Below are 13628 nucleotides of genomic sequence, written 5' to 3' on the forward strand. Positions count from 1 at the left end.
GTTCCCTTTCACATCGCGTCGATCTTGGGCAGGATTTCTTCCTTGAGCCGCTTCATGTCGTCGAGCGTCTTCGCCACCGGCACGTCCTGGAACGGCGGCCACAGGAACGGCATCGTCAGCCCGGCTTCGTTGTAGCGCTTGAGCCGGTCGGTGATCTGCGCCGCCGACCCGACGAGCAGGTTGGTGCCCTTGCCCAGCGGGCTCTGGTCCACGTCCTCGTCGGTGATGACGAACCAGATCATGCTGGAGATCTCGAGGTCGTCGACCGACCGCTTGGTGTCGAGCTCGTCGAGCTCACGCTGGATCTCGGTGCGCCACCGCTGGATGTCCTCGGGCGAGTCCTGGATCCCGATCCAGCCCGACAGGTTGTACTTGGCGATGCGGCTCGCCGAGCGCTTCGGGTCCTTGAGGCCGCTGAAGAAGATCGGCGGGTGCGGCTTCTGCACCGGCTTCGCCCCGAACCCGGCGGGCTCGAAGTCGGCGAACTCGCCGTGGTACTCGAAGACCTCGTTGGTCCAGATGCCCTGCATGATCTCCAGGGTTTCGCGGACGTGCTTGTGCCGCTTGGGAAAGATGTGCGCGGCGCTGGCGGCGGCGAACTCTTCGGGCATCCAGCCGGAGCCGACGGCGACGTTGAGCCTGCCGCCCGAGAGGTGGTCGATGGTGGCCAGTTCCGCGGCGAGGACGCCGGGGGACCGGTACGGCGTGTCGATGATGCTCATGCCGATCCGGACCTTCGACGTCTTCGCGGCGAGCCAGGGGAGCAGCGGCATGCCCTGGAGGAACTCGCCCCGCGAGCTCACCGGGAGCTGCTTGCCCATTTCGTCCAGCATCCCGAAGGGGTACTGCATTTCCCCGCGGTCCGAGGACTCCGGCACGATGATCCGGTCGAGCGTCCAGACGGAGTCGAAGTCGAGGTCCTCGGCGAGGGCGGTGAGGTCCTCGAGTTCCCGCACGGTCACTTTGTCCCGGAAGTTCGGCAGGTAGAGCGCGAGTTTCATGGTCGGACAGCCTCCTTGCTGCGTTCGGTGAAGGTGGAGCGGATGTCGGCTTTGAGGACCTTGCCGACGGTCGAGCGCGGCAGCTCCGGCCAGATCTCGATCTGCTTGGGCGCCTTGACGCTGCCGATGCGGGCCTTGACGAACGCGATCAGCTCGCCGGCGTCCAGGTCGGCGCCGGGCTGGAGCTGGACGACGGCGGTGACGCGCTCGCCCCACTTGTCGTCCGGCAGGCCGATCACCGCGCAGTCGCGGACGGCGTCGTGGGCCATCACGGCCTGCTCGACCTCGGCGGAGTAGACGTTGAACCCGCCGGTGATGACCATGTCCTTGGCGCGGTCGACGATGTGGAGGTAGCCCTCGTCGTCGAGGAAGCCGATGTCGCCGGTGTGGTGCCAGCCGTGGGCGGACGCCTCCGCCGTGGCCTCCGGGTTGCGGTAGTAGCCGGCCATCACCAGCGAGCCGCGCACGCAGATCTCCCCGCGTTCGCCCCGCGGGACCGGATTGCCGTCGTCGTCGAGGATCGCCACCGTGACCAGGGGAGACGGCCGGCCCGCCGACGCCAGCCGTCCCGTGTGGACGGTGCCGTCCGGGCGGCGGTGCTCGGCGGGCGCCATCGTCGAGATCATCATCGGGGCCTCGGATTGGCCGAACAGCTGCGCCATCGGCCCGATGCGGTCGAGCGCTTCGGTCAGCCTGGACGTCGACATCGGCGCGGCGCCGTACCAGAAGCACTGCAGCGACGAGAGATCCGTGGTGGCGAGCGCTTCGTGGCCGAGCACCATGTAGATCAACGTCGGCGGCAGGAACGTGTGGGTGACGTGGTGGCGCTCGATCAGCTCCAGGAACCGGCCGACGTCGGGCTTCGCCATGATCACGACCTCGCCGCCGCGGGCGAGGATCGGGAAGCACAGCACGCCGGCCGCGTGCGTCAGCGGGGCCAGGGCGAGGTACACCGGGCGCCCGTCGAAGGGGTAGCTCATCAGCGTGATCGCCGACATGACCTCGAGGTTGCGGTCGGTGAGCATGACGCCCTTGGGGCGGCCCGTCGTGCCGCCGGTGCCGACCAGCGCGACGACGTCGTCGGGCGGTGCGGCCGCGGCGGCGGGGTCGTCGCGGGCGGCGTCGAGCCAGGCGTCGAAGCCCGGGGCGACGTCGTCGCCGTCGCCGAGCCGGACGAGCGTGGTCAGCTTCGGCAGCTTGGGGGCGATCTGGCCGACGAGCTCCTCGAAGCCGGGCTGGAAGATCAACGTGGTGCAGTCGAACAGGTCCAGCAGTTCCGCGTTCTCGCCGGCGGCGTTGCGCGGGTTGATCGGGCACCAGACCGCGCCCGCCCGGGAGATGCCGAAGACGCAGGCGAACGCGGTCGGGTCGTTGGCCGAGAGGATGCCGACCTTGTCCCCGGGCGCGACGCCCGAGCGCCGCAGGGCCCGGGCGACCCGCTCGGCGAGTGCGATCACCGCACCGTAGGAGAGCGAGACTTCGTCGAGGGTCAGGCAAGGCGCCTCGGGGTCGAGCGAAGCGCCCTTTTCCAGGTAGAAGAACAGAGACATCGTCGTCCCTTCGAAACCTCCGCCGGCGGCACCGGCGGCTGGTCACGACCTTGACCGCCATTTGGACGAATGTCAAGATTTTCTTGGACGATTGGTCAGAGAACCGCTCGATGGTATCTTCGGCCCGTGACCAGCGCAGCCGCCGTGAGGCGCCGGACCCGTGTCGACAAGTTCGAAGAGCGCCGCCGGGAACTCGCCGACGCGGCGCTGCTGGCGCTCGCCGACCTGGGGTACGCCCGCACCAGCCTGCGCACGATCGCCGAGCACACGAAGTTCTCCCACGGGCTGCTGCACTACTACTTCGCCGACAAGGTCGAGCTGATCACCTACTGCGTGCGGCGCTACAAAGCCGCTTGCGTGCAGCGCTACGAGGGCGGCGTCGGCGAGGTGGCCACGCCCGCCGAGCTCGCCGCGGCCTGCGCGGACGGGCTGGCCGCCGCGCTCGCCGACGCGCCGCTGATGCACCGGCTCTGGTACGACCTGCGCTCGCAGTCGATGTTCGAGGAAGCCTTCCGCGACGACGTCGCCGAGATCGACGACAGCCTGCAGGACATGATCTGGCGCAACGTCAGCGCGTACGCCGACCTCGCCGGCACGCCGCCGAACTGCTCGCCGTCGGAGGCCTACGCGCTGTTCGACGGCCTGTTCCAGCAAGCCCTGCTGCGCTACCTGATGAGCACCGAAGGCGCGCTCGACGACCTCCGGAACGGCGTCCGCGCGCTGTTCCCGCGGCTTCTGTCCACTGAGGACTAAAGCAGGCTCGCGACGGCGTCCGCGAAGGCTTCCGGCGCTTCCTGCGGCGCGTTGTGCCCGATCCCGGCCAGCAGCCGGTGCTCGTACGGGCGGCCGGTGAAGCACTCCCGGTCACCGGCCGCGCTCGGGCCGAGCAGGCCGTCGGCGCCGGTCTCCAGCAGCACGGTGGGCACGGTGATCGGCGGCTGCCCCGCGAGGACGTCTTCCAGGTCCTGGTAACGGGGATCGCCGTCGACGAGGCCGTAGCGGTGCCGGTAGGAGTGGATCACGACGTCGGCGAAGTCCGGGTTGTGCAGGCTGGACGCGCTCGCGGGGAACGCCGCGGCGGCACCGGACCACGCCGGCGACCAGGTGCGCCACAGGAACTCGCACAGCTCTTCGCGGTTGCGCTCCAGCCCGCGGCGGCCACGCTCGGAGTGGAAGTAGTACTGGTACCAGTACGTGGCTTCCCATTCCGGCTTGCCGGGCTCGTGCGCGGCGGCGATGTCCTGGACGTTGTAGCCGTCGACGGTGACCAGGCCGCGGACGCGCTCCGGGTGCACCGCGGCGGTGATGCACGCCGCGCGCCCGCCCCAGTCGTAGCCGGCGAGGACCGCGGATTCGATGCCCAGCGCGTCCATGAACTCGACCAGGTCGGTGCCGAGCGCCGCCTGCTGGCCCGACCGCGGGGTGGCGTCGTCGCGGAACGACGTCGCGCCGAAGCCGCGCAGGTAGGGGGCGACGACCCAGGCGTTGCGGCGGGCCAGCAGCGGTGCGACCTCGTCGAAAGCCCTTACGTCATAAGGGAAGCCGTGGAGCAGGATCACGGGCACCGCGTCAGTGGGTCCGGAGTGTTCGTACGCGACGCTCAAGGTCGGCGTGTCGACCTGCCCTGCTGACGTGAAGCCCATCCGGCGATTGTCGCACGAGCACGTTTACCTCCCAGGGAATTGGATCGACGCCGCGACCGGCCCAGACTCGGTTCATGACCAGTTACCCGATCCACACCGCCGACACCGCACCCGAAGTCGCGAAGGAGCCCTTGACCGTCCTGCAGGGAGCGTTCGGGTTCGTCCCGGCCGCGGCCGGCCTGATGGCGAACTCGCCGGCGTTGCTGAACACCTTCTTCTCCGCGTTCGGGCACTTCCGCGGCGGCGGCACGTTCGGCCCGGACGAGCGGCAGGTGCTGCTGCTGACCAACGCCGTCGCGAACGGCAGCGAGTGGGCCGTCGCGTTCCACACGCTGGAGTCGCTCGCGGACGGCGTCGACGCCGACGTCGTCGAGGCCCTGCGCCGCGGCGAGCGGCCCGCGGACCCGCGGATGGCGGCGCTGTCGGCACTCACCCGCGCGTTCATCGAGCAGCGCGGGCACCTCGACGACGCCGACGTCGCGGCGTTCACCGCGGCCGGCTTCACCGGGGAGCAGGTGTTCGAGGTGATCACCGGCGTGGCGATCTCGGCGATGACGAACTACACCGCGAACCTCGCCCGGCCCGCGCTGGAGGCGGCGGTGCGCCCGCACGCGTGGACCGCGGGATACTCGAGCCGTGTCTGACGTCGGTCCACTGCTGAAACACTGGCGCGGCGCCCGGCGGCTGAGCCAGCTGGCCCTCGCCGCCGAGGCCGCCGTGTCGATCCGCCACCTGTGCTTCCTGGAGACCGGCCGCGCGAACCCCAGCCGCGCCATGGTCCTCAAGCTCGCCGAGGTGCTCGACGTGCCCCTGCGCGAACGCAACACCTTGCTGCTCAAGGCCGGGTTCGCGCCCGAGTACCCGGAGTCCGAACTGGACGCGCCGTCGCTCGCCGCCGTCCGGGACGCGCTCGACACGATCCTGGCGCAGCAGGAGCCGTTCCCGGCGCTGGTGATGGACCGCAGCTGGGACATCCGGCACACCAACGCGGCCGCGCGCCGGTTCTTCGCCCTCCTCCAGGACGAGCAGCCGAAGGCCGCGCCCGGGCCGGCGAACGTGCTGCGCCGGATGTTCCACCCGGACGGCGTCCGGCAGCGCGTGACGAACTGGCCGGAGGTCGCCGAGGCCCTGGTCCGGCGGGCGCGCCGGGAGGCGATCGGCGGCGTCACCGACGAGCGGGCCCAGCGCATCCTCGACGAGGTGCTGGACTACCCCGGGGTGCCGAAGTCGCTGCGGTCGCTGGACGCGGCGACGCCGGTGCTGCCGATCGTGCCGATCCGGTACGCGCTGGGGGACCGGCGGTTCGACTACTTCTCGACGGTGACGACGCTCGGCACGCCGCAGGACGTGACGCTGCAGGAGCTGCGCATCGAGTGCTTCTTCCCGATGAACGACGAGACCCGGGAGCAGGCGCACCGGCTCCGGTCGTGAGTGTTTAGGGCGGTTCTAACCGCCCTAAACACTCACGACAAGCCGCGGCAGAGCACCCAAGCCTAGGTCGGTGGGGCGCCCGGTAGGGGGTCGCGGCCCGGGGCGCGCAAGCCGTCGAGGGTGATGGCGATGACGCGGTCGCGGCCGCTCTTCGCCGCGTCGAGGCCCAGGCAGTGCGGGGACATCCCGGCGGCCGCGCCGGCGAGGAACGGGACGTCCTGCCAGGCGACGTCGGGGCGGAGCGCGCCGGCTTCCCGGGCCCGCTCGGTGACCGCGCGGACGTGGTCGCGCAGGACGGCGAACGCCTCGGCCACCGCGGAGCCGCTCTCCCCGGGCTCGGCCGCCAGGGCGTCCGACAGGCCCTTGTTCTCCGATTGCGCCGACGCGAGCGCGCGCACCAGCTCGGCGAAGCCGGTCCACGGATCGACGGCCGACGCTGCCTCGCGGGCCTGCTCCACCAGCTCGCCGACGACTTCCAGCAGCACCGCTTCCAGCAGCGCGTGGCGCGACGGGAAGCGCCGGTAGAACGTCGCGGGCCCGACCCCGGCGCGCTTGACGATCTCGTTGGTCGACACCGCCAGCCCGTGGTCGGCGATGGCCGTCCGCGCGGCCGCGATCACCAGCTCGGCGCTGCGGCGCGCGTCGGATCGCATCTCCCGGGCCATTTCCCGAGCCTAGCACTAGACGGAGAACCGCTCTCCGTCTAGTGCTACCGTGAAACGGAGAACGACTCTCCGTCTGGGAAGCAGGGCATTCATGGGCACCTTGACCGGCAAGACCGCGCTGATCACCGGCGGCAGCGAGGGGATCGGCCTCGGGATCGCCGACGCCTTCGCGCGGGAAGGCGCGGATCTCGTCCTCTTGGCGCGCGACCCCGGCAAGCTCGACGCCGTCGCGGCCCGGCTGCACGGCGCGTCCGTCAGGACCGTCGCCGTCGATCTCGCCGAGCCGGACGCCTTGGCCGCGCTCCCCGCCGATCTGGCCGTCGACATCGTCGTCAACAACGCGGGGGTCACCCACCTGAAGTCCCTCGAGGACACCACCGACGCCGACTTCGACGCGATGGTGCGGGTCAACCTCGGTGTGCCGTTCCGGCTGGTCCAGCGGCTGCTGCCCGGGCTCGTCGCGGCGCGGGGGAGCGTCGTCAACATCTCCAGCTACTGGGGCACGAAGATGGTCGACGGCCGCCCGGCGTCGGTGTACTCCGCGACGCGCGGCGCGCTCAACTCGTTCACCCAGGCGCTGGCCAGCGAGCTGGGGCCGGCCGGGGTGCGGGTCAACGCCATCGTGCCGGGGTCGGTTCGCACGCCGGCGTTCGAGCGGCGCTTCCTCGGCCCGATGAGCGACGACCAGCGCGCGGACTACGACGACTACGTCCGGCGCTCGTACCCGGCGGGCCGGATCGGGCTTCCGGCCGACGTCGCCGCCGCGGCGCTCTACCTCGTCTCGCCGGCCAATACCTGGGTCACCGGCAGCATCCTCACCGTCGACGGCGGGTTCGCCGTCCGCTGAGCCCGGTGGACAGCTGAGCCCGGTGGACAAGTGGACAAGTGTCCGCTAGCGTCGAAACAATCGGACACTTGTCCACATCAATCATCGAGGAGGCTCTTCATGTCGGAGATCGACGGCAAGGTCGTCGCGGTCACCGGAGCGAGCGGCGGCATCGGCGAGGCCATCGCGCGCACCCTCGCCGACCGCGGGGCGGCCGTCGTCCTGGGCGCGCGCCGGACGGAACGCCTCGAAGCGGTCGCCGAGGACATCCGCGCCCGGGGTGGCCGCGCGATCGTGTGCACCACCGACGTCACCGTCCGGGAAGACCTCGACCGGCTCGTCGCCCGGGCGGTCGAGGAGTTCGGCCGGCTCGACGTGCTCGTGAGCAACGCCGGCATCAGCAAGATCGGCCCGATGGCGGACCTCGACGTCGACGGCTGGTCCGCGATGATCGACGTCAACCTGCGCGGCGTGCTGCACGGGATCGCCGCGGCGCTGCCGGTGTTCCGGCGCCAGGGCCGCGGGCACCTGGTGACGACGGTGTCGACGTCCGGCCTGAAGATCACGCCCACGATGGCGGTCTACGCCGGCACCAAGAACGCCGTTCGCACGCTGCTGGAAGGCCTCCGGCAGGAGTCGACCGACGGCGTGCTGCGGACCACGGCGGTCTCGCCCGGGTTCGTCCGGACCGATCTCGCGGGCTCGATCGACAACCTCGAGGTGCGGGCGGAGATCCAGCGCGGCATCGACGAGTTCGCCATCGCGCCGGAGGCCGTCGCCCGCGCGGTCGCGTTCGCCATCGAGCAGCCGCACGACGTCGAAATCGGCGAGATCGTCCTCCGCCCGACCGTCCAGGGCTGAGCCCGGGACGGCCGCCCCGCCCGAAGCAGCCGTCCCGGGAGTTTAGTTCAGCGCGCTGACCTGGCGCTGAACCTCTTTGCGCAGCACGGAATGCGTGTCGCCGAGTCGCGTGGTGAGGCTGCTGTGCGCGGCGCCCAGCGGACCGGTGACCGGGTGGACGGCGTCTTCGTCCGGCAGCGGCACGCCGGGGCAGGTGGCGCTGCCCGGCCGGGAGTTCCTGGTGAGGAACGTGTTCACCATCCCGTCGACACACGGGTTGCCGGAAAGGGCGTACTGGCCGTGGAACGGCGAGTCGTCCACCGACACCAGCGGGACGCCGGCCGCGCGCGAGGCCGCTTTCGCCTGCTCGTAACCCGTCTGCGGGTCGAACTCGCCCTGGACGACGAGCACGTTCTTCGCGACTTGCGCCGGCAGGTTCGGCAGCGGGTGCTGCGGCGCGTCGGACCAGAACCCGCACGGCTCGCTGAGGCCGTAGAGCCAGCCGTACAACGGGTACTGCGGGCCCTGCCGGTCGCTGAGCCGCTTGTACCAGGCGGCGGACTGCGTCGGCTGGTCACCGCACGCCACGGCGTACCGGGTGCCGGGGACCGCGGTGTAGTCGGGCACGGCGGCCGCGACCTTCGCGACCGTCAGCTGCGCCGCCGGGACGCCGAAAGCGCTGCGGGACACCGCATCCAGCTCGCCGCCCGGAGCCGCGCCGCCGGGCTCCAGGGAGTTCGCGCCGAGGACCAGGACCAGCACGCCGAGGTACCACTGGAACTGGCTGCCGTTGCCGACGAAGATCCGGTCGAACGAGTCGCCGTCCACGCCCTGGGTCTTGTAGAAGGCGCGGATCTGCTCGATCTTCGCCTTCACCTCGGCGACGCTCGTGCCGAGCTGGTCGCCGTAGCGGCGCACGACCCACGGCAGGTAGACGTCGTCGAACTGCCGCTGGTCGATCACCGGGAACGCCTCGAAGTCGGCCTGCAGCCGGCCTTCGAAGTTCACGCTGGAGTCGAGCACGGTCTTGCCGGTGTGCTCCGGGAACAGCGACGCGTACTTCGCGCCGAGCCAGGTCCCGTAGGAGTAGCCGAGGTAGTTCAGCTTCTCGTCGCCCAGCAGCGCGCGGATCAGGTCCATGTCGTGCGCGGTCTGCCACGTCGTGACGTACGGCGTGAGCGCGTTGCTCTGGCACGCCTCGGCGATGGCGCGCGGCGACTGCTGGTGCAGCGCGATGCTCTGCGCCGACCGGTCACGCGCGTCGAGCCCGGCCGGCAGCCGCCCGGTGGGGACCTGGCACTGGAAGCCGTGGTCGTCGCTGCCTTCCCGGCCGGTCCCGCGCGGGTCCATGCCGATCAGGTCGTAGAGCTGGTTCACCGACGGTTCGAGGCCGGCCAGCGCGCCGGCGAGCGAGGTGCCCTGCCCGCCCGGCCCGCCGGGGTTGACGAGGAGCGCGCCGAGCCGCTGCCCGGTGGCCGCGACGCGGCTGATCGACACCTGCAGGTCGACGCCCGCGGCGGGGTTCGCCCAGTCGCGCGGGACGGTGACCAGCGCGCACTCGGCCGGTCTGGCGTCGGCGGCGGGCGTGAACGCGCACGCGCCCCAGGTGAGCTGCTGTCCGGTGTAGGGCGCGAGCGGGTCGTCGGCGGCCGCGGCGGGCGTCGCGGCCGCCACGAGGGCCGCGATCGTCACGACCAGTCCGGCTCGGATACCTGGCATCTGAAGTCCTCCCGAAAGGTGTGGAGGACGCGACCGTGGCACGGTTTCGCCGGGCGGGGATCAACCCGGGGTATCAGATGTGCGGGGTGGAATCGTACTTTCGGCGGCCGTGGCGACGGCTACCCGAGGTCCCGCAACGCTTCGCGGACGCGCTCCCGGAGCCACCGGTGCGCCTTGTCGTTCTCGTAGCGCTGGTGCCAGGAACCCACCAGCGGCGCCGGGGGCACGGGCATCGGGAGTGGCACGGTCACCAGGCCCAGCGCGTCGATCATGCCCGCGCACATGCGTTCGGGCACGGCCACGACGCACTCGCCGAGCCGCACGACGCTCAGCGCCGACGTGGTGGTCGGGGTCGTGGCGACGACCCGGCGTTCGAGACCGTGCTCGGCCAGGGCGTCGTCCATCGGGTCGTGGAGCCGGCCCCGGCGGGTGATCCGCAGGTGCAACGCCTCGGCGTAGCGGCGCAGGGTCGGTTTTCGCGTGGCGAAGGGGTGATCCGGCGCGACGGCCAGCACCAGGCGGTCCTCGAAGAACAGCTCCGACCGGATCTCGGGGGAGTCCGGCGCCGCGCTGCCGAGCTCCAGGTCGACCTGGCCGCGGCGCAGTTCCTGGGTGTCCGCCCGGCCTTCCGCCAGCAGCCGCAGCCGGGCGTTCGGCGCGTCGCGGTGGACCGCGGCGATGAGCCGGGGGCCCAGCGCGGTGGTGATCGCGTCGTGGCAGATCAGCGTGAAGACCCGGTCGAGCTCGGCGAGGTCGAGCGCACGATCGGGGGCGAGCACGCTTTCGGCCTGCTGCACCAGATCGCGGACCTGCGCCCGGATCTCCAGCGCGTACGGCGTCGGCGTCATCGTCCGGCCCGTGCGGACGAGGATCTGGTCGCCGGTCGTCTTGCGGATCCGGCCGAGCGTCCGGCTCATCGCGGGCGACGACAGGTGCAGGCGATCGGCGGCCGCGGCGACGCTGCCCTCCTCGAGCAGCGCGTCCAGCGCCGTCAGGAGGTTCAGGTCCAGGTACATGCCGCGGATCGTACTGTGGCCGCTCAGACGGGGCGGCGGACCGGGAGGACCCACCAGCGCAGCGCCGCGAACCGGCCGATCCCGCCGGTGGTGCCGATCAGCACGATGGCGAGCCCCTCCAGCAGCGGACCCGGCGATGTGGATTGCGTCTGGGTAAATCAACGAGTGCAAAGCATTCATTTGAAGTCATCGGCATTTCTGCCTACGGTCGGAGACAACAGCTTCTTCCCCTTGGCAGAACAGGAACGTCATGACCACTCAGGAGAACACGATCGAGGACGCCGCAGTGCTCGAAGCCGCCATCGCCGCCGTGCGGGACGCCGGTCGCCGCCTGCTGGCGCGCTACTCCGAGGACGCTCGTCCCGCCGATCGCGCCGGCCTGCTCGCCGCGGCCGGGGAGAACGAGCGGACCTCGAACGACGAGCTGCGGCGCGCGCTCGCCGCGGCCCGGCCGCAAGCGAAGTGGCTGACCGACGAGCTGGAGACCACCGAGCTGCCGCCGGGTGAGTGGTGGGCCGTGGACGCGGTCGAGGGCAACGTCAACCACGTGCACGGGCTGCCGGAGTGGTGCGTCAGCGCGACCCTGCTCCGCGACGGCGTCCCGGTGCTCGCCGCCGTGTACCAGCCCGTCCCCGACGTCGTGCACAGCGCGGTCCGCGGCGGCGGCGCGTTCGCGAACGGCCGGCGTCTGAGCGTGTCCGCCAAGGCCGAGCTCGGGGCCGCCATCGCCACCACCGGCCAGGCCGAAGCCGGCCAGAGCGACACCTACCGGCGCATCGGCGAGTCGATCACGACGATGCTCGGCGCCGCGCTGCTGGTCCGCGCGACCGTGCCCTCGACGTTCCCGATGCTGCTCGTCGCGGCCGGGCACGCCGACCTCTTCTGGCAGTACCGGCCCACGCTGCCCGGCGTCGCCGCCGGCGCGTTGTTCATCACCGAAGCGGGCGGGACCGTGACCGACCTCGCCGGACAGCCGTGGCGGCCCGGCAGCGCCGACATCCTCGCCAGCGCGCCCGCGCTCCACGCCGCGGCGCTGGCCACTCTGTCCACAGTGAACTGAAGGGAACCACCATGGAACTCACGATTCTCGGCGCCACCGGCGCCACCGGGACCGAACTCGTCCGGCAGGGCCTGGAACGCGGGCACACCGTCACCGCCGTCGCCCGCGACCCGGCCCGGATCACGCTGCCGCCGTCCGGCCGGCTGAAACGCGTCGCGGGTGACGTCCTCGACCCGGACTCCATCGGCCGCGCGCTCAAGGGCGCCCGGACCGTCCTGTCCGGACTGGGGATCACCGGTGCACCGGGCGTGCTGACGGCGGGTGCTCGCGCGGCCGTCGACGCCGGACCCGACTTCGTCGTCTGGCTCGCCGCGTTCGGCACCGGCGACTCGGCTCCGCACGCGGGCGCGTTCACCCGCGGGCTGCTGAAGACGTTCATGCGTAAGGAGCTGGACGACCGCACCACGGCGGACGCGATCGTGCTCCGGGGCGGCGGCACGGTGTTCCACGCGGGGCCGCTGTCCGACGGCGAGCTGAGCCCGGCCCGGCGCACGGTGCCGCTGGAGTCCGCGCCGCGGCGGTTCTTCCCCGCGCGCGTCAGCCGCGCCACGGTGGCGGCCGCGATGCTCGACGAGGCCGAACAGCGGCGCTACGGCGGCGGCATCGCCGTCCCGCTGGAGCGGTGAGCGCCGTGGACATCGAACTCTTCGGCTACGACCCGATCGTCGACCGCGCCCCGGTGCGCTGGCCCGGCGACGCCCGCGTGGCGTTCTACGTGGGCCTCAACATCGAGCACTTCTACGTCGACCGCCCGTCGGTCAGCTTCAACGAAGCGACGTCGAAGCTGGTGCCGGACCCGATGAACTACGGGTGGCGCGACTACGGCGCCCGCGTCGGGATCTGGCGGCTGATCGACGTCCTGGACCGGCAGGGGATCCGGGCCAGCGCGCTGCTGAACTCCGACGCGGGCGAGCGGTACCCGCGGATCGTCGAAGCGGGCCGGGACCGCGACTGGGCCTGGTTCGCCCACGGGAAGTCGAACTCGCTCCCGCAGACCGGAATGGCCGAAGACGAAGAACGCGCGTTCCTCACCGGAATCCTCGACAGCATCGAGAAGACGACCGGCCGGCGGCCGCGCGGGTGGCTCTCCCCGGGGCTGACCGAGACGTTCGACACCCCGCGGCTGCTCGCCGAACTCGGCGTCGACTACGTGCTCGACTGGACCAACGACGACCAGCCGTACGCGCTGAACGTCCCCGGCCTGCGGTCCGTGCCGTACACCCTCGAGCTCGCCGACACCCAGCTGTTCCACGTCAAGAGCATGACGGGGCCCGACTACGTCCAGATCGTGCGGGACCAGTTCGACCAGCTCTACGCGGACTCGGCGGCCGGCGGGCGGGTGATGGCGTTGTCGCTGCACCCGTACGTCTCGGGGCAGGCGTTCCGGGTGAAGTACGTCGAGCAGGCGCTGGCGTACATCGTCAACCACCCCGGCGTGTGGGTGACGACCAGTGACAAGATCGCCGCGCACCGGTAGGGCCGGCCGCGCTGGTCCAGCGGACGGTGGACGCGGGTGCGCCGGGAGTCGTGGTCCGCGTCGACGCCGGTCACGGGCCGCCGGTCGAGCTGGCCCGGCAAGCGCCGTGGACCACGGCCGACCACCGGCTGAGTGCCGGTGACGAGCTGCGGGTCGGGTCGAACACCAAGACCATGGTGCTGCAGCTCGTCGGCGAGAAGCGGCTCGGCCTGGCCGATATCCGGCTGCGGCCGTGGACGGCGGACCACGCTGTTCCGGCAGCGGATCATCGAGCCGCTCGGCCTGAAGGACACTTACTACGGCGCCCCGGACCGCCGGCCCGGAACACGACGGGCACACCGACGTCACGGGGATCGATCCGGACTGGGCGGGCGCCGCGGGCGGGGTCGTGTCGACCGCG

General features: G+C 71.6%; 14 protein-coding genes. 8 read left to right on the plus strand and 6 right to left on the minus strand.

Translation table 11 applies throughout. The features are described 5' to 3' along the window. Positions 1 to 8 precede the first annotated feature (8 nt). Both OHS58_RS46255 and OHS58_RS46260 read right to left on the minus strand, forming a co-directional pair. Complete coding sequence (locus OHS58_RS46255) at positions 9 to 1001, minus strand: LLM class flavin-dependent oxidoreductase (protein WP_326946933.1); 993 nt, start codon at positions 999 to 1001, stop codon at positions 9 to 11. After that, entirely contained in the window at positions 998 to 2551 is a 1554-nt protein-coding gene (locus OHS58_RS46260) for an acyl-CoA synthetase (protein WP_328646489.1), read from the minus strand. The genes OHS58_RS46255 and OHS58_RS46260 overlap by 4 nt, the downstream gene beginning before the upstream one ends. Positions 2552 to 2677: 126 nt before the next feature. On the opposite strand from OHS58_RS46260, the gene OHS58_RS46265 reads away from it, so the two are divergent. Beyond that, positions 2678 to 3304 carry a TetR/AcrR family transcriptional regulator gene (locus tag OHS58_RS46265; RefSeq protein WP_326946935.1) on the plus strand — a complete coding sequence of 209 codons (627 nt, stop codon included), beginning with the start codon at positions 2678 to 2680 and terminating at the stop codon, positions 3302 to 3304. Here OHS58_RS46265 and OHS58_RS46270 read toward each other — a convergent pair. Then, positions 3301 to 4194 (minus strand): alpha/beta fold hydrolase, encoded by an 894-nt coding sequence (locus OHS58_RS46270; protein WP_328646490.1) that lies wholly within the window; start codon positions 4192 to 4194, stop codon positions 3301 to 3303. The genes OHS58_RS46265 and OHS58_RS46270 overlap by 4 nt on opposite strands. Before the next feature lie 74 nt (positions 4195 to 4268). On the opposite strand from OHS58_RS46270, the gene OHS58_RS46275 reads away from it, so the two are divergent. Both OHS58_RS46275 and OHS58_RS46280 read left to right on the plus strand, forming a co-directional pair. Then, positions 4269 to 4838: a carboxymuconolactone decarboxylase family protein gene (locus tag OHS58_RS46275; RefSeq protein ID WP_328646491.1), complete on the plus strand. Its 570-nt coding sequence runs from the start codon at positions 4269 to 4271 to the stop codon at positions 4836 to 4838. Beyond that, entirely contained in the window at positions 4831 to 5625 is a 795-nt protein-coding gene (locus tag OHS58_RS46280) for a helix-turn-helix domain-containing protein (RefSeq protein ID WP_328646492.1), read from the plus strand. The genes OHS58_RS46275 and OHS58_RS46280 overlap by 8 nt, the downstream gene beginning before the upstream one ends. A 62-nt stretch (positions 5626 to 5687) precedes the next feature. Here the strand turns inward: OHS58_RS46280 and OHS58_RS46285 are convergent, their stop codons facing one another. Continuing rightward, positions 5688 to 6290, minus strand: coding sequence for a TetR/AcrR family transcriptional regulator (locus OHS58_RS46285; protein WP_326955415.1), 603 nt, complete (start codon positions 6288 to 6290; stop codon positions 5688 to 5690). A 91-nt stretch (positions 6291 to 6381) separates the two neighbouring features. Between OHS58_RS46285 and OHS58_RS46290 the strand changes: the two genes are divergently transcribed. Both OHS58_RS46290 and OHS58_RS46295 read left to right on the plus strand, forming a co-directional pair. Then, entirely contained in the window at positions 6382 to 7137 is a 756-nt protein-coding gene (locus OHS58_RS46290; protein WP_326955414.1) for an SDR family NAD(P)-dependent oxidoreductase, read from the plus strand. Between the two features lie 99 nt (positions 7138 to 7236). Next, a complete protein-coding gene (locus tag OHS58_RS46295) occupies positions 7237 to 7977 on the plus strand; it encodes an SDR family oxidoreductase (protein WP_328646493.1) in 741 nt (246 codons plus the stop codon). Positions 7978 to 8019: 42 nt separating this feature from the next. On the opposite strand, the gene OHS58_RS46300 is transcribed toward OHS58_RS46295, so the two are convergent. Both OHS58_RS46300 and OHS58_RS46305 read right to left on the minus strand, forming a co-directional pair. Further along, positions 8020 to 9675 (minus strand): alpha/beta hydrolase, encoded by a 1656-nt coding sequence (locus OHS58_RS46300; protein WP_328646494.1) that lies wholly within the window; start codon positions 9673 to 9675, stop codon positions 8020 to 8022. 119 nt (positions 9676 to 9794) lie between these two features. Continuing rightward, the gene (locus tag OHS58_RS46305) at positions 9795 to 10691 is read right to left on the minus strand and encodes a LysR family transcriptional regulator (RefSeq protein WP_328646495.1); all 897 of its coding nucleotides are present in this window, start codon (positions 10689 to 10691) and stop codon (positions 9795 to 9797) included. Between the two features lie 250 nt (positions 10692 to 10941). Between OHS58_RS46305 and OHS58_RS46310 the strand changes: the two genes are divergently transcribed. The 3 genes from OHS58_RS46310 to OHS58_RS46320 are packed head-to-tail and all read left to right on the plus strand — an operon-like array spanning position 10942 to position 13228. Beyond that, positions 10942 to 11751: an inositol monophosphatase family protein gene (locus OHS58_RS46310; protein ID WP_326955410.1), complete on the plus strand. Its 810-nt coding sequence runs from the start codon at positions 10942 to 10944 to the stop codon at positions 11749 to 11751. Positions 11752 to 11762: 11 nt separating this feature from the next. Further along, complete coding sequence (locus OHS58_RS46315) at positions 11763 to 12377, plus strand: NAD(P)-dependent oxidoreductase (RefSeq protein WP_328646496.1); 615 nt, start codon at positions 11763 to 11765, stop codon at positions 12375 to 12377. A 5-nt stretch (positions 12378 to 12382) separates the two neighbouring features. Continuing rightward, positions 12383 to 13228 carry a polysaccharide deacetylase family protein gene (locus OHS58_RS46320; RefSeq protein ID WP_328646497.1) on the plus strand — a complete coding sequence of 282 codons (846 nt, stop codon included), beginning with the start codon at positions 12383 to 12385 and terminating at the stop codon, positions 13226 to 13228. Positions 13229 to 13628 lie beyond the last annotated feature (400 nt).

The sequence above is a fragment of the Amycolatopsis sp. NBC_00348 genome (genome assembly GCF_036114655.1).
In the GTDB taxonomy this organism is placed as follows: domain Bacteria; phylum Actinomycetota; class Actinomycetes; order Mycobacteriales; family Pseudonocardiaceae; genus Amycolatopsis.